Consider the following 18,408-nt stretch of genomic DNA (forward strand, 5'->3'; position numbering starts at 1 on the left):
ACATAGGAGTCACCCCAATGACCAAGAACTTCATCATCGCCGGCGCCCTGGTTGCCGCCCTGGCCGTGGCCGGCTGCTCCGGCAAGAAGAACGTCAAGCCCGCGGCCCCGGCCGCCGAGCCCTACGGCCAGAGCACCACGCCCTACGGCAGCGAAGGCTACGGCAGCGGCGCGCCCGCGCAGATCGGCGGCCCCAGCGCCCAGGAAACCGCCGAGCGCGCCCTGAGCAACAACATCGTGTACTTCGAGTACGACAGCACCGTGATCAACTCGGAAGGCGAGTCGGTCATCGACCGCTATGCCAGCTACCTGCAGGGCAATCCGGCCGCCCGCGTGCGCCTGGAAGGCCACGCCGACGAGCGCGGCACCCCGGAGTACAACCTGGGCCTGGGCGAGCGCCGCGCCAAGGCCGTGGAGGCCTCCCTGCTGGCCAAGGGCGTGAACGCCAACCAGCTGTCGCTGCTGTCCTACGGTGAAGAGCGTCCGGCCGTGCCGGGCCACGACGAGGCGAGCTGGGCCCAGAACCGCCGCGTCCAGATCATCCGCCAGTAACGCCGCAACCTAAGAAATCCCCGGGGGAACAGGTCCATGTCCACACGTCGTCTGATTGCTGCTTTCGTCGCTCCCGCCGCGCTGCTGGCCGGCTGTGCCAGCTCCGATTTCGGCGGCAACATCAGCGGCAGCGGAGATGCCCTGTCCCCCGAGGAACGTCGCCTGCAGCGCACGGAGACCAAGGTCGCCGAGCTGTCGCGCCGCCTCGACGCGGTGAACCTGGCCGGCATGGACCAGGAGAACCAGCGCCTGCGCGACGACATCCGCCAGTTGCGCGGCGAGATGGAGCGCATGCGCTACGACGCCGACCAGCAGCAGCGCCGCAGCGCCGCCACGGTGGCCGACCTGGACCGCCGCCTGCAGCGCTTCGAGGCCCCCCAGGGCATCATCAACACCGGCAGCGCCCCGACCACGGTGCCTTCGGCCACGCCGGGGACCTTCACGGCGCCGCCGCCCCCGGTGGTTCCGTCGTCGCCGGCCCTGCCTCCGACCGCCGCTGCGCCCAGCACCAGCGTGCCGGCCGCCGCCGGCGCCCCGGTGGTGATCTCCTCCGGCAACGGCGCCACGGTGGAAGAGGAGACCGCGTACCTGGCGGCCTTCGACGAATTCAAGAACGGCAAGTACGACAACGCCATCCGCGGCTTCAAGTCCATGGTGGCGACGTACCCGCAGGGTACCTATGCGCCCAACGCCTATTTCTGGATGGGCGAGATGTACACCATCAAGCGCGACTACAAGGCTGCGCTGACCAATTTCCAGACCATCCTGCAGCGCTTCCCGGCCAGCCCCAAGGTGCCGGACGCGATGCTGAAGGTGGGCCTGACCCAGCTGGAGCTGAAGTCGGATGCCGAGGGTCGCGCGACGCTGCAGCGCGTGATCTCGACCTATCCCAACTCCAATGCCGCCAAGCTCGCGGCGCAGCGGCTGAACCCGCCGAAGTAAGGGGCACCACGCTGTGAGCAACACCGCTCCAGGGTCATCACCGGAAGCGGTGCGGCTCAAGATCACGGAGATTTTCCACTCGCTGCAGGGGGAGTCCTCCCTGGCCGGCTGGCCGACGGTGTTCGTGCGCCTGACCGGCTGCCCGCTACGCTGCCAGTACTGCGACACCACGTATTCGTTCTACGGCGGCCAGTACCGCAGCCTGGAGCAGGTCCTGGAGGAAGTGGCCGGCCATGGCGCGCGCCACGTCTGCGTGACCGGCGGCGAGCCCCTGGCGCAGAAGAGCTGCCTGCCGCTGCTGGAAGCGCTCTGCGATGCCGGCTATGTCGTGTCGCTGGAGACCAGCGGCGCGCTGGATATCGGCGGCGTCGATCCGCGGGTGATCCGGGTGGTGGACCTGAAGACCCCGGATTCCGGCGAGCAGGGCAGGAACCGCCTGGCCAACATCGAGCTGCTGACGCCCCGGGACGAACTCAAGTTCGTGCTCTGCTCCCGGGCGGACTACGACTGGGCCCGCGGCATGCTGGCCGAGCACCGCCTGGCCGAGCGCTGCGGCGTGCTGTTCTCGCATGCGCACGGCCAGCTGGGGGCGCGCGAGCTGGCGGACTGGATCGTGGCGGACCGCCTGCCGGTGCGCTTCCAGACCCAGTTGCACAAGGCCCTCTGGGGCAGCGAGCCGGGACGATAGGGCCGCAGATGAAGAAGAGAGCCGTCGTACTGCTGTCCGGGGGGCTGGATTCCGCCACCGTGCTGGCGATCGCCCGCGAGCAAGGCTACGAGAGCTACGCGCTGTCGGTGTCCTACGGGCAGCGCCACGTGGCGGAGCTGCGGGCCGCCGAGCGCGTGGTGAAGGCCCTGGGGGCCGCGGGCCACCAGACGCTGCATGTGAACCTGGACGCGGTCGGCGGCTCGTCCCTGACCGACACGAGCATGGCGGTGCCGGAGACGCCCACCACGGGCATTCCCAGCACCTACGTGCCGGCACGCAACACCTTGTTCCTGTCGATGGCGCTGGGCTGGGCCGAGGTACTGGAGGCGCAGGACCTGTTCATCGGCGTCAATGCCGTGGACTACTCCGGCTACCCGGACTGCCGCCCGGCCTTCATCGAGGCCTTCGAGAAGCTGGCCGGCGTGGCGACCAAGGCCGGCGTGGAGGGCAGGCCCTTCAGGGTCCACGCGCCCCTGCTGACGCTGAGCAAGGCCGACATCATCCGCGAGGGCCTGAGGCTGGGCGTGGACTACGGCCTGACCGTGTCCTGCTACCAGGCCGACGAGGCCGGCCGGGCCTGCGGGCGCTGCGATTCCTGCCGGCTGCGCCGGGAGGGGTTTGCCGCGGCGGGCGTGCCCGATCCGACGCCGTATCGCTAGCCGTCATGCCGGCTTTCGCCGGCATGACGGATTCCTGTTTTCGGTTTGAATCGAAAAACCACCCGGGAAAGCAAAAAAGCCCCGCAAGGGGCTTTGTTCCATGGTTTGGTCGGAGCGACAGGATTCGAACCTGCGACCCCCTGCGCCCAAGGCAGGTGCGCTACCAGGCTGCGCCACACTCCGATACGACTATTGTGCAGCAAGATGGTGGGTCGTGATGGATTCGAACCATCGACCAACTGGTTAAAAGCCAGCTGCTCTACCGGCTGAGCTAACGACCCCCGGCATGCCTCGCCGCGGCGGGGCCGCTGCGAGGGCGCGGAATGATACAGCAATCGCTCCGCCGGTTGAACCTCGGGGCACGCGGTTTATTCGAAGCCGAAGTAGATCGGGTTGGTCAGGCCGACGAAGCCGCCGTAGAAACCCACCAGCACGGCGGCGGCGGGCGCCTCCGGGGTGCTGCCGCGCACTTCCACGCGGTACCAGCTGCGCTGGCCCGCGGCCGGCCTGTCCTCGAAGTCCAGCGCCTGCTCGCCGAACAGCCGCCGCTCCAGGAAGGGCTGGCCGTTCTTCAGCACCGTGACGTTGTAGACCGCCAGCGGCCGGGCACCGTCGATCTCCAGGCGGAAAGCCACCGGCCGGCCGGCCGCCGGCAGGCTGTCGCCCATCAGGGCTTCGTAGCCGCCGTCGTGGTCGGCATCGGCGGTCAGGCGCAGGCGTTCCGCCGTGGGGGCGTAACCCACGGCGACGTGGCCGGCCTTCAGGGCCGCGAGCACCGCGGCGGCGGTCGGCGCCTCGGCATAGACCCAGGTGGTCGGGTTGCCCACGTTCAGTCCCAGCGATTCGATGCCGGTCTGGTGGTGGCAATCGCTGCCGCCGCGGCCGGTGATGCGGCGGCCGCCGCCGATCAGCTCGTCCCACAGCCGGATCGCACCGCTGTTGTCGGTGGGGAAGGCGTAGAGCGCGTTCCAGACTTCCATGCTGTCGAAGGGCATGTCGAAGCCGAATTCCCAGGGGTCGCCATTGACCGGATGGTTCACCGACAGGTGCAGGCCCTGGGCATGCGCCTCCGCGGCGATGGCGCGGCCGGCCCCGACGTCGCTGCGGTCGCGCAGGGCATAGAGGCGCGGATGGTCGAAGGGTTTCGTCCCGAAGATGTTGGCGTGGCCGCGGGCCGTGGTGTACTCGACGCCGTAGAGCAGCACCATCTTGCCGGACCGGAAGGCGGGATCGTCCCAGGTGGTGAGCCGGCCTTCGACATGGTTGTCGTGGTCGGTGACGGTGAAGAAGCCCATGCCTCGCTCCTCGGCCACATTCACCAGCTCCGCCATCGGGTTGTCGGCGGCATCGTCGCTGTGGTCCGAGTGCAGGTGCAGGTCGCCGCTGAGCCAGGTGCCGGGGCGCGGCCCGGCGGGGGGGTCGGCGGGCGCCTCGTCGCGGCTGTCCGAACAGGCCGAAAGCAGCGACAGCAGGGCTGCCGCGGTGAGTGCTGCGAAGGACCGGCGCATATCCGCTTCCATCCAAAGAATCCAGGATGGCGGCATCTTGTTTCAGGAAGTCGCGATCCGGCATCCCCGGGCCGGCCGAGGGCCGATTTTCCTAGCGCTGCAGCGGCGGCAGGGCCACGCCCACGCGTTCGACGTAGGCGTCCCAGTCCGCCAGCAGGCCGTCGAAGATCTCGCTGTACCCGTCGGCGGGCGCAGGCATGGCGATGCTGCCGACGCCGCGCCGCGCCAGCACGGTGGTCTCGCCGCGATCCTGCTCGACGTTGAACAGCAGCCAGTCCTGGTCGGCCAGCAGGCCGCCGGCAAAGGGCAGGGCATCGGTGCGCGTGATCTTCCAGGGGCCGCGGCGGACATAGCGGTGGTTGTAGACCTCGCCGACGAAGGCCGTGTCGGCCGCATGGGCCGCGGCCGCCTCGCCGCGGAGCAGCGGCAGCAGCGAGCGTCCTTCCAGCGGCGCGACCTCGCGTCCGGCGTACTGCGTACCGGGATCGCCGATGCCGGCCAGTTCAAGGATGGTCGGCGCCAGGTCCAGCGCCGAGGCCAGGGCATGCACCTGGCGGTTGCCGTTGCGCTCGCGCGGCAGCTTCAGCAGCGTGGGCGAGGAGATGCCGCCCTCGGCGGTGAAGCCCTTGAACTGGCGGAACGGTGCCGAGCCGACCTCTCCCCAGCCGACGCTGTGATACAGGAAGGAGCCCTGCTTGCCGTAGTTCTCCAGCGAGTTGTCGAGGAAGCCATCGGGAGGCGTGGGATAGCCGTTGCCGTCGGCGCCGTTGTCCGACAGGAATACCACCAGGGTGTTGTCGTAACGGCCGATGCGCTGGAGGTAGGCGAGCAGGCGGCCGACGTTGTGGTCCAGGTTTTCCACCATGCCGGCGAACACTTCCATGTTGCGGGCCTCCTGCTGGCGTTCCTGCGGCAGCAGCAACTCCCAGGGCCGATGGATGATCGGCCCGGGAATGCCGTAGCTCAGGGTTCCGGCGGGACTGCCCGGATGTGCCTGGAAGTCCTGCGGGATCAGCCCCAGCGCCTTCTGCCGGGCGATGCGGGCATCGCGGACCGCGGCATAGCCGGCGTCGTAGGCGCCGCGGTAGCGCTCCAGGTAGTCGTCGGGCGCCTGCACCGGCCAGTGCGGTGCCTGTACCGGCAGGTAGAGCAGGAAGGGCTTGCCGTCGCGCCGTTGCGCATCGACGTACTCGATCAGCTTGTCGACATAGTGATCGGTGCTGAACTTGCCCGGCGGAATGGCGGCCGGCTGGCCATCCTCGAACACCACCGGATCGGCGGAGTTCTCCTTGCCGGCGACCGGGCCGAAGTTGTTGGCGTAGCCCAGCAGGCCGTCGAGGGCGAAGGAGCGCTCGAAGCCCCAATGCTCGGGACCCTGCGTGCCCAGGTGCCACTTGCCGGCCATGTAGGTGTGGTAGCCGGCGTCACGCAGCAGTTGCGCGAAGGTCCGGGCCTTGTCGTTGAAGCCGCCTTCGTAGCCGGGCTTGCCGTTCTGGTAGGGCAGCTTCAGGTCGACCAGGCTGCCCACGCCGACGAGGTGGTGATCGGCGCCGGTGAGCAGGTTGGCGCGCGTGGTGGAGCAGAGCTGCGTGACATGGAAGTTGCCGAGCACCTGGCCCTCGCGTGCCAGCGCATCCAGGCTGGGCGTGCGGATCTCGCTGCCGAACGCGCCGATGTCGGAGTAGCCGAGGTCGTCGGCAAGGATCACGACGATGTCCGGGCGCCCCGCGGCCGGGTCGGGCGTGCTGGAGGAGCCGCAGGCCGCGAGCAGGAGGCCGCCGCAGGCCGGCGCCAGGAACCGAACGATTGGGAGAAAACGCAGCGTCATGCCCGCCCCTGTGAGAGGCGCGGAGCTTAGGCGGCTGCATTAATGCTTCAAAGGAATATCGCGTAATTTCCTTATGCCCTGGTCTGCTGTCCGCGCGTGGCGATGACCGGATGCTGCCAGCCCGGCGGCTGCAGCAGCGCGGCGTCGATGCCGAAGACCCGATGCAGGGTTTGCGGCTGCAGGACATCCGCCGGCCGGCCCGAGGCGGCGACTTCGCCGTCGTGGAGCAGGGTGACGCGGTCGGCGTGCGCCAGGGCCAGGTTGGGGTCGTGCAGTACCACGGCCACGCCATTGCCCTGGCCGGCGAAGCGCCGGGCGGCGTCCAGGCAGGCATGCTGGTGCGCCAGGTCCAGGTTCGCGGTGGGTTCGTCCAGCAGCAGGTAGCGCGGCCCTTCGGCCTGCGGCTCCCAGACCTGGGCAAGCACGCGCGCCAGCTGTACGCGCCGGCGTTCGCCGCCGGACAGGCCGGTGTAGCGCCGCCCCCAGAGCGCGGCTACGCCGGCGGCCGCCAGGGCCTCGCGCAGCAGTTCCTGCTCGCGTGGCGGCGCATGGCGCGGGCAGGGCAGGCGGCCCAGGGCCACCACCTCCTCCACCAGGAAGCCGAAGCCGAGCTGCTCATCCTGCGGCAGCACCGCGCGGCGGCGCGCCAGGGCGGCGGGCGTCCATTGCGGCAGCGGCCTGCCGTCGAGCGACAGCTCGCCGCGCGTGCCGCGCAGTTCGCCGGCGAGCAGCTTCAGCAGCGTGGATTTGCCGGCGCCGTTGGGCCCCAGGATCGCATGCACTTCACCGGGCTCGATCCGGATCGAGGCCCGGCGCAGCAGGGCGCGGCCGGCGCTGTCGTAGCCCGCATCGGTCGCGAGCAGGCTCACAACAACTCCGCCCGCCGCCGCAGGCCCAGCAGCAGGAGCAGGAAGAAGGGGCCGCCGATCAGCGTGGTGATGACGCCGATGGCCAGTTCCGCCGGTGCCAGCAGCGTGCGCGCCAGCACGTCGGCCAGCGTCAGCAACAGGGCGCCGAGCAGGGCCGATGCGGGCAGCAGGAAGCGATGGCCGGGGCCGGCCCAGAGGCGGATCAGGTGCGGTGTCACCAGGCCGATGAAGCCGATGATGCCGCTCACGGCGACGGCCACGGACACCGACAGCACCACCAGCAGCAGCAGCCGGCGCTTCAGGGCTTCCACGTCCACGCCCAGGTGGCTGGCCTCGGCCTCGCCCAGCAGCAGCGCATCGAGCGCGCGAGCATCGCGGATCATCAGCGCGACCGAGACGACCAGCAGCGGCGCGGCGACGGCAATCTCGTCCCAGCCGGCCTTACCCAGTGATCCGAACATCCAGAACATCGCCGTGCGCAGCGCCAGGTCATCCGCCAGCTGCGCCAGGAAGCCGATGCCGGCGCCGGTCACGGCGTTCACCGCCAGGCCGCCGAGCAGCAGGGTGCCGATGCGGGTATGGCCGTCGACGCGGGCCAGCCCGGCCACCAGCAGGGCCGCCAGGCTGCCGCCGAGGAACGCTGCCAGGGGCAGCGCGGCCAGGCTCGCGCGTTCCGCCAGCAGCGGCAGGCTCGCGCCCAGCACGATCACGCCGACGGCGCCCAGCGCCGCGCCGCCGGAGATGCCCGCCAGGCCGGGTTCGGCCAGGGGATTGCGGAACAGCCCCTGCATCGTCGCCCCCGCGCAGGCCAGCGCGCTGCCCACCAGCAGGGCCAGCACCAGCCGCGGCAGGCGCAACTGCAGCACCGTGGCGGCCTCGTAGTCCTGAAGATCCGCGTCCAGGGGCAGGCCCAGGGCCGCCAGGATCTTGGAGGCCGGCAGCGGCAAGGGGCCGTTGGCCAGCGCCATCCAGGCCGCCAGCAGCAAGGCCAGGCCCAGGGCCAGCAGGAGGGGAAGGTGGGGGAGCCGTTTCACGGCGGGAGAGACGATGGCATCCCGCAAGAATATCGGATGAGGGCTGGCGGCGGCGCTCTGCCGGCCCGTCTGCTGCGGGAGAGGCGATCCGCCGTGCCGTGGCGATGGATCGATGTCGTCGCCTGCGGCGCATCACCGGTCGCCCCGCGGGGGCGCCGAGGTCGCGCCATCGACGGCGCGGCGAACCTTCCGGCGTCACCAAGCGGTGCTTGGAAAAAGGTTCGCCGCTCACGACGCCTGCGTTTAGCTCCGGGAGAGGGGTGGGCGGGGCGCAGGCGCCGTGAGGGCGAGAGGGAGACGCGGGCGCCGGGGCTTCCTTGGCCCGGACCCGCTGCGGGTCGTTATTTGTTGAGGATCAGCTTGTCGTTGCGGGTCAGGCGCAGGCGATACTCCTGGCCCTGGTGCTCGATCACCAGCTCGTGCGTGCCGCGGAACAGGTCTTCGCTCTTCAGGCGGGGCACGACGTTGCGCACGACCGTGGTGGTCTGCGCGCGGCGGGGAAGGGGAAGGCTCAGCGTGTTCAGGCTCTGCATGGCGAAAACCTCGTGGCGTTGGTCAGCGGTGATTCGAATGATAATGATTCGCATTAACGTGTCAAGCCCCGGCCCAGAAGTTTTTGGCATGAGCTTCTGCACAGGCGCTTGGCCGTTTTTCCGGCACCGGATTTTTCCAGGCCACTGCTATACTTATGGGCTTGGGCGAGAGTGGCGGAATTGGTAGACGCAACAGGTTTAGGTCTTGTCGCCGTCAGGCGTGCGAGTTCGAGTCTCGCCTTTCGCACCATCAAATCAATAAACAGTATTTCCAATCAGAGCGATATCCATGGAAGTTAAAGTTGAGGCATCGAGCGGTCTGCGTCGTGAAATGCGTGTGGTCGTTCCGGCCGAGCGCGTCTCGAAGGCCGTCGACGAGCGCCTGAAGCGCTTCGCCAGCCGCGCCAAGCTGCCGGGCTTCCGCCCTGGCAAGGCGCCGTTCAAGGTCATCCAGCAGCAGTACGGCGAGTCGGCGCGCCTCGATGCGATCTCCGACATCGTCAACCAGACCTACCCGGAAGCCGTGAACCAGGCCGGCGTCAACCCGGCCGGCGCGCCCAAGATCGACATCACCGCCGAGAAGTCCGGCGAGGCGCTGGAGTACGTGGCGCACTTCGAGGTCTATCCGGAAATCAGCCTCAACCCGCTGTCGCAGCTGAAGATCGAGCGCCCGGTGGTGGAAGTGGGCGAGGCCGACGTGGAGCGCCTGGTGCAGAACCTGCGCAAGGCGCGCCGCACGCTGGAAACCAAGACCGGCCCGGCCGCCAAGGGTGACGTCGCGACGCTGGATTTCCTCGGCACGCTCGAGGGCGAAGCCTTCCAGGGCGGCGAGGGCAAGGACGTGACGATCGAGCTGGGTTCCTCGCAGTTCCTGCCGGACCTGGAGAACGGCATCGTCGGGCATGCCGCCGGCGAGCAGTTCTCGGTCGACGTAGCCTTCCCGGAGGACTACCGCGCCGAGAACCTCAAGGGCAAGACCGCGCAGTTCGCGGTGACGCTCAAGGAAGTGAAGGAGCCGGTGCTGCCGGCGATCGACGAGGCCTTCCTCAAGCTGCACTCGGTGGAAGAGGGTGCGGGCGAGGCCGGCCTGCGCGCCAAGTGCCGCACGGCGCTGGAGAAGGAGCGCGACAAGGGTGTGCGCAACCAGCTCAAGGGCCAGGTCCTGGAGCAGCTGCTCGCCGCCAACCCGGTGGAGATTCCGCAGGCCCTGATCGCGCAGGAGATCCCTCGCCTGCGCGAGGAAGCGGTGTCGCGCATGAACATGGCCAACGTGCCGAAGGACAAGCACGCCGAGCTGCTGCCGGACGCGCTGTTCGAACAGCAGGCGCAGAAGCGCGTGGCGCTGGGCCTGCTGATCGGCGAGGTGATCAAGACCCAGAAGGTGCAGCTCGACACGTCCCGCGTCGACCAGGCGCTGGAGGAGATGGCCGCCGACTACGAGCAGCCGGAGCAGGTCAAGGCCTATTACCGCAGCCGTCCGGAGATGCTCCAGGGCCTGCGCGCCATGGTGCTGGAAGACCAGGTGGTGGATACCCTGATTTCCGGCGTCACCCCTACGGACAAGACGCTTTCTCTCGACGAGCTCTTGAATCCGCAGCGTCCGGCCCAAGGCTAAGGAAAGCAGCATCCAGGCCGCCGGGGCTTTCGCGCCCCGGCGGCGCCCTCGATAATCAAAACGATTCAGGAAGGTTCAATGGATAACCAGACCCTCGCCCAGCTTGTCCCGATGGTGGTGGAGCAGACCGCCCGGGGTGAGCGTGCCTTCGACATCTACTCGCGCCTGCTGAAGGAGCGCATCGTGTTCGTCGTGGGCCCGATCGAGGACCACATGGCGAACCTGATCGTGGCGCAGCTGCTGTTCCTGGAGTCCGAGAACCCGGACAAGGACATCCACCTGTACATCAACTCGCCGGGCGGCGTGGTCACCGCCGGCCTGTCGATCTACGACACCATGCGCTTCATCAAGCCGGACGTGGCCACCATGTGCATCGGCCAGGCGGCCAGCATGGGGGCCTTCCTGTTGTCGGCCGGCGCCAAGGGCAAGCGTTTCGCATTGCCGAATGCACGGGTCATGATCCACCAGCCCTCGGGCGGCGCCCAGGGCCAGGCCACGGATATCGAGATCCAGGCCCGCGAGATCCTGTATCTGCGCGAAAAACTGAACAAATTGATGGCTGAACACACCGGCCAGCCGCTGGAGAAGATCGCCCGCGATGTCGAGCGCGACTACTTCCTGAACGCCGAGCAGGCGAAGGACTACGGCCTGATCGACCAGATCTTCACCCAGCGGGGCGAAATCGGCCGCTAAGCGGTTCAGCGTCTGTCACGGGTTTTGCAGCTAAAAGGCACTGTGCTATACAGGTGTCACCGGGCCGTCACGAGCCCGGCAGAGGAAGTGAGATGACGAACGAGACACGGAGCGGCGCACACAACGGACGGGTCCTTTATTGCTCTTTCTGCGGCAAGAGCGAGCACGAGGTCCGTAAGCTGATTGCCGGCCCGTCGGTGTACATCTGCGACGAATGCGTCGACCTGTGCAACGACATCATCCGTGAGGAAGTGCACGCCAAGCCCAGCACCAAGGGCCTGCCCAAGCCGCAGGAAATCCGGGCGGTGCTGGACGAGTACGTGATCGGCCAGGAAACGGCCAAGAAGATCCTCTCGGTTGCCGTCTACAACCACTACAAGCGCCTGTCGGTGAAGGGCTCGCAGGACGGCGTGGAAATCGCCAAGTCCAACATCCTGCTGATCGGCCCCACCGGCTCGGGCAAGACCCTGCTGGCCGAGACCCTGGCACGCCTGCTGGACGTGCCCTTCGCGATCGCCGATGCCACCACGCTGACCGAAGCCGGCTATGTCGGCGAGGACGTGGAGAACATCATCGCGCGCCTGCTGCAGAAGTGCGACTACGACGTCGAGAAGGCCCAGCGCGGCATCGTCTACATCGACGAGATCGACAAGATTTCGCGCAAGTCGGAAAACCCGTCGATCACCCGCGACGTCTCGGGCGAGGGCGTGCAGCAGGCCCTGCTCAAGCTGGTGGAAGGAACCATCGCCAGCGTGCCGCCGCAGGGCGGCCGCAAGCATCCGCAGCAGGAGTTCCTGCAGGTCAACACGGCCAGCATCCTGTTCATCTGCGGCGGCGCCTTCGCCGGCCTGGACAAGGTGATCCAGAACCGCACCGTCAAGGCGGGCATCGGCTTCCAGGCCGAGGTCAAGAGCCAGGACGATTCCAAGGCGATCAACGAGCTCTACTCCAAGGTGGAGCCGGACGACCTGATCCGCTTCGGCCTGATCCCGGAGTTCGTCGGCCGCCTGCCGGTCCTGGCGGTGCTCGAGGAGCTGGACGAGAAGGCCCTGATGTCGATCCTCAAGGAGCCGAAGAACGCCCTGGTCAAGCAGTACTCCAAGCTGTTCCAGATGGAAGGCGTGACCCTGGAGTTCCGCGAGGACGCCCTGCGGGCGATCTCCCGGCGCGCCAAGGAGCGCAAGACCGGTGCCCGCGGCCTGCGCACGATCATGGAGAACATCCTCCTCGACGTGATGTACGACCTGCCGTCGATGACCAACGTCAGCAAGGTGGTGGTCGACGACGCGGTGGTGCGTGGCGAGGCCAAGCCCTTCATCGTCTACGAGAACAGCGAAGCAAAGAATTCGGCGGCTTGACCGTTGCCGATGCAGCAGGAAAAAGGCCCCGCTTGCGGGGCCTTTTTTTGTGCTCAGAGAATGCGCCGCGCGGCGACCAGGCGTCGGCTCCAGCTCGGATTGAGCGGCGTCATCACAACCTTGCCCTCCCGGGGCGAGGCATGAAGGATGTGGCCGTTGTCCATGTAGATGGCCACGTGCAGGGTGCGGCCCTGCCAGCGGTAGAACAGCAGGTCGCCCTTGCGCAGCTCGGAGAGTGCGACCGGCTCGCCGAGCAGGATCTGCTCCCGGGTGGTCCGCGGCAGGTCCATGCCGACGGCGCCGTAGATGCGTTGCACCAGCAGCGAGCAGTCCACGGCGGAGCTCTTGCGGCTGCCCAGCTTGTAGCGGGTGCCGAGCATCGACATCGCTCCCAGCATCACGCGCTGCGCTTCCAGTTGGTCGAGCAGTGGGGCAGGGCTGCCGGGAGGCAGGGGGTACTGCACGGCATGCTCGAGCCGGCCGCCATGAGGGCGCTTGCCCGGCCCATGGTGCTTGGCGGAGGCCAGCACCGCGGCCGGATGGCTGGCCATCGCCGCGCCCAGCGAGAGCATCAGGGCCGCGGCGCGTCCGCGAAGCAGCAGATGTCGCATGCGAGAGTCCTTTTTCAGGAAGGTTTGGCTCGACTGCATCCGTCTCAAGGCTAGTCCCGTGGGCATGAAATGACCAGTTATGCGGCGGATTTTCCTCCTGCATCAAAAAGCTGCAAAAAACTCTTCCCAAACCCTTAACGGTCTGTATAATGCGCGCCTCACCGAATGCGGTTGTTCGTGATTCGGGGCTATAGCTCAGCTGGGAGAGCGCTTGCATGGCATGCAAGAGGTCGTCGGTTCGATCCCGACTAGCTCCACCAAATTTACTGTCGGGGCGTTGTTTTTGACGAACCGGCGAATGTCCTGGCGACATTCAAGTTTTCTGCCTCGTCCCCATCGTCTAGAGGCCTAGGACACCACCCTTTCACGGTGATTACCGGGGTTCGAATCCCCGTGGGGACGCCACATTTAGTTCCACGGCATGCCGTGATGACTCCTAAGCCCGCGTAATTGCGGGCTTTTTGTTTGCGCTAACGTCCACGATGTTCCTAGCCATACCGTTGACTGCTGGCCCCTATTCGGGGTCAAGATAGGGGTCAGCGGAGGTTTTAGGGGTCAGCATGCGACGGATTAGGGAGTTAACAGACCGGGAGTGCCGCGAAGCGCGCCCCCGGGAGAAGCTGTACAAGATGTTCGACGGGCGCGGCCTCTACCTAGAGGTGGGGCCGTCCGGGCGCAAGGCCTGGTGGCTCAAGTTCCTGGTGGGGAAGAAAGACTCCAGAGTTTCCCTCGGCGAATACCCCTCAACCAGCTTGGCGAGGGCTCGCATACTTCGCGAAGAACATCGCCGGCGCTTACGCGAAGAGGGTGTAACCCCCAGCCAGCACAAGCGGCGCGAGGCGCTGGCGCGCCAGGTTGCAGCCGCCAACACCTTCGAAGCTGTAGCCAGGGAGTGGATTGAGGTCCGCACCGTCGACTGGGCGCCCAAGACGGCTTCGACGGTTACAACCCGCCTGGAGCAGAACCTGTTCGGTGACCTTGGCGCGCGGCCGATCGCTCAAATTTCGGTGGCCGAGCTACGCGCCGCACTCCTGAAAGTTGAGGCTCGCGGCACCTTGGTGCTGGTGAAAAAGCTGAGGCAATACGCCGATGCTGTGTTCGAGTTCGGCAGGGGGACGGATCGCTGCGTCGACAACCCGGCCCAGCGACTAAAACGGACGCTGAAAACCCCTCAGGAGCGCCACCACCCCGCCATATTGGACCCCATCAGGCTCGGCGAACTTCTGCGCGACATCGACGGTTACCGCGGCACAGCGGTGGTTCGCTCCGCTTTCCGCTTGGCGCCGCTCGTTTTCGTTCGGCCCGGGGAATTACGCCAAGCCGAGTGGAAGCACATTGATTTACAGGAAGCCGTTTGGCGAATCCCGCCTGGCGAAATGAAGAAAAGGAATGGCTACGTCATTCCGCTGTCGCTCCAAGCGCTGGCAATTCTGCGCGAAATTCAGCCATTTTCGGGGCGCGGGCGTTATGTCTTCCCATCGATTCGGGGCCAGGATCGCCCTATGTCCGAAAACACCATCAACGCGGCGCTGCGGTCGTTGGGGTATACCAAGGACGAGATGACCGGGCACGGGTTTAGAACCATCGCCTGCACCTTTCTCAACGAGGAGGGCACTTGGAATCGGGACGCCATCGAGCGGCAACTTTCTCATACGGAAAGGGACACTGTTCGGGACGCCTATAACCGCGCGGAATACATCAACGAGCGCCGGCGCATGATGCAAGCTTGGGCAGACTGCGTAGATCAACTCGCTCAACGAAGGCCTAAGCCGGACGCCGCGAATGAGGTGCCGCCGGTCCAGGAGACTGCGGATGCTGCCTGACTGGCGGCGCTCTGGATTCCCACCAGAGGATGAGGCTCTCATAGACCAGATAGAAGCAGAGCTCGGCGCGGCTAGAACCGAGTGGTCAGCAGAAGTCTGGGGGCGGGTTGTCGAGTTCCTGCTGTCTGCGAGGGAAGGGCGGGCGCTCCAGGCGAAGCGGGCCGCTCTGCGGCGTAAACGCGGTCGCCCGAAGAAGCCGCCGGGGTTGCTTGAGCCCCTTCAACAAGACCGTCTCACTCCGCAGGAGTGGCTGGATTGGTTTGATGGTTGGCGAGAGTTGGCGCAGACACCACCGGACAATTCCCCCGTCGCGAAAGAGGTCCCCAAAATGACGGTCGCAGATGTAGCGCGCCTGATCGCGGTATTCTCTCTCCGGCGCCATCTTTCAGACGGAAGGGCGATGGAACCTGCAGAGATTCATATCGAAAAGCTCGCCAAAAAAATTGAGGGGGAGTACGCCGCCATGGAAAGGGCCTCTAGCACACCTTCAAGTTGAAGAGTAGAGCAAAAAATCAGGCGTTTTTTCTCTGGTGACCCCGGTATGGGGCGGCTACATATTGCTGAGCATCCACTTACAGCCACCAGGATGCAGGCATGTCCACCAGTCAGTTGCAGATTCTTTCCCGGCGTGAGGTAGAGGTTCTCACTAGCCTGTCACGCTCCACCTTGTACGCCCTCGTGGGCCGGGGTGAGTTTCCCACTCCGATTCGCCTTCTTCCGACCCGGTCTGTCGGTTGGAGCAAAGAGGAGGTGGAGGAATGGATCCGAGCTCGCATGGCCGGCCGCGGCCATGGGTAAGCCAGTAACCACAGCGGCTGCAGCAAGGCCCGTGGCGAAGCTGTCATACGAAATTGCCGGTAATGTTTATTCAGCGCAGATGCTCCGCGCGTGGGTGGACTTTCTGGTCGATACAGACCTGCCGATTTTCGCCACCCTAACATTCCGTCGACCGGTGACCCAGCGGACCGCGCTGCGCAGTTTCCGGGAGATGATCGACTTCACGAACCGCAAGCTCTACGGCACGCGATGCTGGAAGAAGCCGAACCTGCTATTGCGCTGGGCGGTGGTGGTGGAGCGAGGTGTCGAGGGGCTGCTGCATGTCCATGCGCTCCTGGATGCCCCAGAACGCGATCTTGTCCTTGCCACGCGCCACCTTGAGCGCGTTTGGCGCAAGTACCAGGGTATCGCGCAAATTGGGCCTGTCAGGTCGTCGGAGCGCTGCGTTCGCTATCTCTGCAAAACCCTGCCGCAAGACGGGCAGGTTGAGCTCAGTCGCAACCTGAAGAAGTTTCCCAAGTAAGTCCCGCGCCCTGTCGGCGCAAGCTCCCGAGCGCTAGACGCGGGGGGGCTTCGGGACAGCGCGTGTGCGAGATTTATCTCGCGCTTGTCTGTAGTCCTGTCTGAAACCCAGGATTTCGGCGGATCCGGGTAGCCGTAGGCGCCTGTGCGCCGCAGCGTCGAGGTCACCAGAGCCTGGCGACGACTGTGCCAACAATCTGCATCGCGGAGCCGGCGAAGATGCAGAGTAATCCCGCCACCGTTAGCTCCTTCACATGCCGCTGGAAGAAGCTGTTCTGCACATACTCGGTGTATATGACTGCGACCGCACCTTTCATTTTCTCCTGCATTTCATCGCCGCTTTCAAGGTGCTCTGCGCTGCAGGGGTTGTGCCCGCTAAGTGTGCATAGTGCTTCTTGGGTTTTCAGTAGTGATTGATAAATGTCGCGCCCAGCTAAAAAAAGGAGAAAAGTTCCACCAACAATGACGACGGTGCCCAAAATGGATAGCCAGTCTTGCAGCAGCATGTAGCCCCCGTTTGTTCTTCTGAGCTATGGGAAGGATACGGTAGGAGTCACGGAGTGTTCAGTGACAACTCCCTGCGTAGTGTGCGGGTGGAATCGTTGGCTCCTGTCGCGACCGTGCTGTGGCGGCCACGCGAGGGTTTCGAAATGGTTTCGAAAGGGTTGGCCCAACCTTGTTGGAGGCCCCTGTAAGCCCCTCTAAAGCCCCTCTAAAGCCCCTCTAAAGCCCCTTCAAAGCCCTTCCAGGACTGGGTGGCGCCGTTCACGCCACCTGATATGCACGCCACCACGTCCGCCCATCAGGCGCTGGATGTCGGTGTGCTCTTTCGCTTTTTTATCGCCTCTTTGACGTGTTCAGGTGTCACCGAATCCCAGTAGGCGCGCTCTTCTTCGGAATACTTACGAGGAGGGCGGCAGTCATAGCCATCGTAGAGGTCTGGACGCTCAGCCGGGCTCGGCATCTTCGATTTGCATTTTGCTTGGTCAACCATTTTTTCTCCCGTGTGCGCCATGAAGGCTTGCCCAAAGACTTGGCCGAAGCCTTCCCGAAAGCCTTGCAGGAAGCCCAGCGGCTCTGCTCTGCGGATTTTTACTTACCCTTGGCACGCCGCGCCTCCGGAAACCTTGTTCAATTTGACCTTGTACGTTAGCGGTGAATTGGGTGGGATGCGGGGAAGCGCGCCCCGTGACCCGAAGGCCAGTGCGGCGGGGATGCGGGCTTCATAGCTGCCACCTTCGCGCATTTTCTGGAGGGCTGAGACCCAGCCGCGCAATTGGTGTCCGGCTAGGCGTGAATTCGCGGCATCGACGGTTTCAACAACTGACCCATCATCGAGCACCAGGGTGTAGGAAACATTGACGGTGCTGGTTGGCGTTGGCGCGCACCCTGTGCCTGGTTCCAGCGTCGTCACCTGGACTGCATCTTCGTCTCGGGGTGCCGCAGGTGATCCGGCGATAACGGGTGCGGCCTGGGGCTGCGCCGGTGCCGCCGCGCCGCCCTGCTCAGCGTAGGACTCGCAGTAGGTTGGGAGGGAGTTCGCAGCGGCCAAGTCGCTGAACTCCGCTCGCGTCTTGAGGGTGCATAGACGCTTTCCACGGAATGTGGCGAATTCGATCTTTCTGGGCATCTTGAAGACGGCGCCAGTGACTAGTTGCGCCTCAGTTTGGGTGATTTTGTACATGGCTGCGCCCTGGGGGGCGGCCTCGACCTTGCCACCTACGGCACGCCCCAGTTGGACAACTACGTCATCGTAGACGCAGCACGGATTCACTATCGCTTTATCGACAAGGTTGAAGGTCAGGTCCTTGATGTTCGCCGACCAAGTCGCACTTGAGGTGTTCTTGAGGGAGACATAAACCCCATTTCTCGGGTGCGCCGCGACGGCGATGATGGTGCCGCCGAACTGGCCGGCGAAGAATTGTTCTTCGGGCTGTTCCCCGAGCATTTTCTCTACGTTGGCGACCGACAGATATCCCCCCTCTTTGAAGCACTCCTCCGCCACGTCAAAGGGAGCCCCGTCGGCTGTCTTCGCACCAAAAGTGGCGAGTACGGCGGCCTCCATGTCCCGGGTGGTTAGTTTCGGCCACCGGGCCTTGTTGCCGTCCATGTCCTTCCAGAGTGCATCCAGCACATGGCCGGGCATGTAGCCTTGCTTGCGGCCGCGCGCGGCCTCCTGAGCAACGGCAATCATCTGCACGCATCGCTGCCGGTTATTTTCTTCATCCTGGGCCTTGATTGTCGCGGCGCTGGGGGGCGATGCCGCGGCAAGCAGCGGGGGCATTGGAGCGCTCCCTGCGGCAGATTGAGGGGCTGGCGGGGGTGGCCGGGGCGAGCCCTCTATCAGGGTCAGCGCAAGCATGCCTATCCCAACAA

General features: G+C 65.7%; 20 protein-coding genes and 5 tRNA genes. 14 read left to right on the forward strand and 11 right to left on the reverse strand.

Features of this window, described 5'->3' with window-relative positions:
• The first annotated feature begins 17 nt into the window (after window positions 1–17).
• From pal to queC, 4 genes are read left to right on the forward strand one after another with little or no spacing between them, the layout of a single operon-like run.
• The gene (pal, locus tag C3942_RS14580) at window positions 18–551 is read left to right on the forward strand and encodes a peptidoglycan-associated lipoprotein Pal (protein ID WP_207766104.1); all 534 of its coding nucleotides are present in this window, start codon (window positions 18–20) and stop codon (window positions 549–551) included.
• 36 nt (window positions 552–587) lie between these two features.
• On the forward strand, window positions 588–1,493 hold the full coding sequence (ybgF, locus tag C3942_RS14585) for a tol-pal system protein YbgF (protein WP_104231094.1): 906 nt from the start codon (window positions 588–590) through the stop codon (window positions 1,491–1,493).
• 13 nt (window positions 1,494–1,506) lie between these two features.
• A complete protein-coding gene (queE, locus tag C3942_RS14590) occupies window positions 1,507–2,181 on the forward strand; it encodes a 7-carboxy-7-deazaguanine synthase QueE (protein WP_104231095.1) in 675 nt (224 codons plus the stop codon).
• Between the two features lie 8 nt (window positions 2,182–2,189).
• Complete coding sequence (gene queC / locus C3942_RS14595; protein WP_104231096.1) at window positions 2,190–2,861, forward strand: 7-cyano-7-deazaguanine synthase QueC; 672 nt, start codon at window positions 2,190–2,192, stop codon at window positions 2,859–2,861.
• A 106-nt stretch (window positions 2,862–2,967) separates the two neighbouring features.
• Here the strand turns inward: queC and C3942_RS14600 are convergent.
• From C3942_RS14600 to hemP, 7 genes are all read right to left on the reverse strand, one after another.
• Window positions 2,968–3,044 (reverse strand) — tRNA-Pro (locus C3942_RS14600).
• Window positions 3,045–3,066: 22 nt separating this feature from the next.
• Window positions 3,067–3,142, reverse strand: a tRNA-Lys gene (locus tag C3942_RS14605).
• An 87-nt stretch (window positions 3,143–3,229) separates the two neighbouring features.
• Window positions 3,230–4,381, reverse strand: coding sequence for a CehA/McbA family metallohydrolase (locus tag C3942_RS14610; protein ID WP_104231097.1), 1,152 nt, complete (start codon window positions 4,379–4,381; stop codon window positions 3,230–3,232).
• A 79-nt stretch (window positions 4,382–4,460) separates the two neighbouring features.
• On the reverse strand, window positions 4,461–6,197 hold the full coding sequence (locus tag C3942_RS14615; protein WP_104231098.1) for an arylsulfatase: 1,737 nt from the start codon (window positions 6,195–6,197) through the stop codon (window positions 4,461–4,463).
• A 71-nt stretch (window positions 6,198–6,268) separates the two neighbouring features.
• Window positions 6,269–7,066 carry a heme ABC transporter ATP-binding protein gene (locus C3942_RS14620; RefSeq protein ID WP_207766106.1) on the reverse strand — a complete coding sequence of 266 codons (798 nt, stop codon included), beginning with the start codon at window positions 7,064–7,066 and terminating at the stop codon, window positions 6,269–6,271.
• The gene (locus tag C3942_RS14625) at window positions 7,063–8,100 is read right to left on the reverse strand and encodes a FecCD family ABC transporter permease (protein ID WP_243393612.1); all 1,038 of its coding nucleotides are present in this window, start codon (window positions 8,098–8,100) and stop codon (window positions 7,063–7,065) included. Before C3942_RS14625 ends, C3942_RS14620 begins: the two co-directional genes overlap by 4 nt.
• A 341-nt stretch (window positions 8,101–8,441) precedes the next feature.
• The gene (gene hemP / locus C3942_RS14630; RefSeq protein ID WP_104231100.1) at window positions 8,442–8,633 is read right to left on the reverse strand and encodes a hemin uptake protein HemP; all 192 of its coding nucleotides are present in this window, start codon (window positions 8,631–8,633) and stop codon (window positions 8,442–8,444) included.
• Window positions 8,634–8,798: 165 nt separating this feature from the next.
• On the opposite strand from hemP, the gene C3942_RS14635 reads away from it, so the two are divergent.
• The 4 genes from C3942_RS14635 (at window position 8,799) to clpX (ending at window position 12,299) form a co-directional block, all read left to right on the forward strand.
• A tRNA-Leu gene (locus C3942_RS14635) sits at window positions 8,799–8,883 on the forward strand.
• A 39-nt stretch (window positions 8,884–8,922) separates the two neighbouring features.
• The gene (gene tig / locus C3942_RS14640) at window positions 8,923–10,248 is read left to right on the forward strand and encodes a trigger factor (protein WP_104231101.1); all 1,326 of its coding nucleotides are present in this window, start codon (window positions 8,923–8,925) and stop codon (window positions 10,246–10,248) included.
• A gap of 78 nt (window positions 10,249–10,326) precedes the next feature.
• Window positions 10,327–10,941, forward strand: a complete 615-nt coding sequence (clpP, locus tag C3942_RS14645) for an ATP-dependent Clp endopeptidase proteolytic subunit ClpP (RefSeq protein WP_104231102.1) — start codon at window positions 10,327–10,329, stop codon at window positions 10,939–10,941.
• A gap of 92 nt (window positions 10,942–11,033) precedes the next feature.
• Window positions 11,034–12,299 carry an ATP-dependent Clp protease ATP-binding subunit ClpX gene (gene clpX / locus C3942_RS14650; RefSeq protein WP_104231103.1) on the forward strand — a complete coding sequence of 422 codons (1,266 nt, stop codon included), beginning with the start codon at window positions 11,034–11,036 and terminating at the stop codon, window positions 12,297–12,299.
• A gap of 53 nt (window positions 12,300–12,352) precedes the next feature.
• Here the strand turns inward: clpX and C3942_RS14655 are convergent, their stop codons facing one another.
• Window positions 12,353–12,910, reverse strand: a complete 558-nt coding sequence (locus tag C3942_RS14655; protein WP_165797462.1) for a C40 family peptidase — start codon at window positions 12,908–12,910, stop codon at window positions 12,353–12,355.
• Window positions 12,911–13,094: 184 nt separating this feature from the next.
• Between C3942_RS14655 and C3942_RS14660 the strand changes: the two genes are divergently transcribed.
• From C3942_RS14660 to C3942_RS14685, 6 genes are all read left to right on the forward strand, one after another.
• Window positions 13,095–13,170: transfer RNA gene (locus C3942_RS14660), tRNA-Ala, on the forward strand.
• Window positions 13,171–13,239: 69 nt separating this feature from the next.
• Window positions 13,240–13,315: transfer RNA gene (locus C3942_RS14665), tRNA-Glu, on the forward strand.
• A gap of 155 nt (window positions 13,316–13,470) precedes the next feature.
• Complete coding sequence (locus tag C3942_RS14670) at window positions 13,471–14,733, forward strand: tyrosine-type recombinase/integrase (protein ID WP_104231105.1); 1,263 nt, start codon at window positions 13,471–13,473, stop codon at window positions 14,731–14,733.
• Entirely contained in the window at window positions 14,723–15,229 is a 507-nt protein-coding gene (locus tag C3942_RS22070; protein ID WP_133164311.1) for a hypothetical protein, read from the forward strand. Before C3942_RS14670 ends, C3942_RS22070 begins: the two co-directional genes overlap by 11 nt.
• Window positions 15,230–15,327: 98 nt before the next feature.
• Entirely contained in the window at window positions 15,328–15,531 is a 204-nt protein-coding gene (locus C3942_RS22980; protein ID WP_104231107.1) for a helix-turn-helix transcriptional regulator, read from the forward strand.
• A gap of 31 nt (window positions 15,532–15,562) precedes the next feature.
• Window positions 15,563–16,033 (forward strand): rolling circle replication-associated protein, encoded by a 471-nt coding sequence (locus C3942_RS14685; protein WP_133164312.1) that lies wholly within the window; start codon window positions 15,563–15,565, stop codon window positions 16,031–16,033.
• Window positions 16,034–16,196: 163 nt separating this feature from the next.
• Here the strand turns inward: C3942_RS14685 and C3942_RS22075 are convergent, their stop codons facing one another.
• The 3 genes from C3942_RS22075 to C3942_RS14690 all read right to left on the reverse strand — a co-directional run bounded on the left by C3942_RS22075 (window position 16,197) and on the right by C3942_RS14690 (window position 18,316).
• A complete protein-coding gene (locus C3942_RS22075; RefSeq protein ID WP_133164313.1) occupies window positions 16,197–16,538 on the reverse strand; it encodes a hypothetical protein in 342 nt (113 codons plus the stop codon).
• Window positions 16,539–16,834: 296 nt separating this feature from the next.
• On the reverse strand, window positions 16,835–17,026 hold the full coding sequence (locus tag C3942_RS22080; RefSeq protein WP_133164314.1) for a hypothetical protein: 192 nt from the start codon (window positions 17,024–17,026) through the stop codon (window positions 16,835–16,837).
• Window positions 17,027–17,128: 102 nt separating this feature from the next.
• The gene (locus tag C3942_RS14690; protein ID WP_165797463.1) at window positions 17,129–18,316 is read right to left on the reverse strand and encodes an FKBP-type peptidyl-prolyl cis-trans isomerase; all 1,188 of its coding nucleotides are present in this window, start codon (window positions 18,314–18,316) and stop codon (window positions 17,129–17,131) included.
• Between the last annotated feature and the right edge of the window lie 92 nt (window positions 18,317–18,408).

This window comes from Solimonas fluminis (genome assembly GCF_002930645.1).
In the GTDB taxonomy this organism is placed as follows: Bacteria; Pseudomonadota; Gammaproteobacteria; order Nevskiales; family Nevskiaceae; genus Solimonas_A; species Solimonas_A fluminis.

Coding starts and splice junctions, on each gene's coding strand:
- pal (WP_207766104.1), top strand. CDS start 18: ATGACCAAGAACTTCATCATCGCCGGCGCCCTGGTTGCCGCCCTGGCC.
- ybgF (WP_104231094.1), top strand. CDS start 588: ATGTCCACACGTCGTCTGATTGCTGCTTTCGTCGCTCCCGCCGCGCTG.
- queC (WP_104231096.1), top strand. CDS start 2,190: ATGAAGAAGAGAGCCGTCGTACTGCTGTCCGGGGGGCTGGATTCCGCC.
- C3942_RS14610 (WP_104231097.1), bottom strand. CDS start 4,381: ATGGAAGCGGATATGCGCCGGTCCTTCGCAGCACTCACCGCGGCAGCC.
- C3942_RS14615 (WP_104231098.1), bottom strand. CDS start 6,197: ATGACGCTGCGTTTTCTCCCAATCGTTCGGTTCCTGGCGCCGGCCTGC.
- hemP (WP_104231100.1), bottom strand. CDS start 8,633: ATGCAGAGCCTGAACACGCTGAGCCTTCCCCTTCCCCGCCGCGCGCAG.
- tig (WP_104231101.1), top strand. CDS start 8,923: ATGGAAGTTAAAGTTGAGGCATCGAGCGGTCTGCGTCGTGAAATGCGT.
- clpP (WP_104231102.1), top strand. CDS start 10,327: ATGGATAACCAGACCCTCGCCCAGCTTGTCCCGATGGTGGTGGAGCAG.
- clpX (WP_104231103.1), top strand. CDS start 11,034: ATGACGAACGAGACACGGAGCGGCGCACACAACGGACGGGTCCTTTAT.
- C3942_RS14655 (WP_165797462.1), bottom strand. CDS start 12,910: ATGCGACATCTGCTGCTTCGCGGACGCGCCGCGGCCCTGATGCTCTCG.
- C3942_RS14670 (WP_104231105.1), top strand. CDS start 13,471: ATGCGACGGATTAGGGAGTTAACAGACCGGGAGTGCCGCGAAGCGCGC.
- C3942_RS22070 (WP_133164311.1), top strand. CDS start 14,723: ATGCTGCCTGACTGGCGGCGCTCTGGATTCCCACCAGAGGATGAGGCT.
- C3942_RS22980 (WP_104231107.1), top strand. CDS start 15,328: ATGTCCACCAGTCAGTTGCAGATTCTTTCCCGGCGTGAGGTAGAGGTT.
- C3942_RS22075 (WP_133164313.1), bottom strand. CDS start 16,538: ATGCTGCTGCAAGACTGGCTATCCATTTTGGGCACCGTCGTCATTGTT.
- C3942_RS22080 (WP_133164314.1), bottom strand. CDS start 17,026: ATGGTTGACCAAGCAAAATGCAAATCGAAGATGCCGAGCCCGGCTGAG.
- C3942_RS14690 (WP_165797463.1), bottom strand. CDS start 18,316: ATGCCCCCGCTGCTTGCCGCGGCATCGCCCCCCAGCGCCGCGACAATC.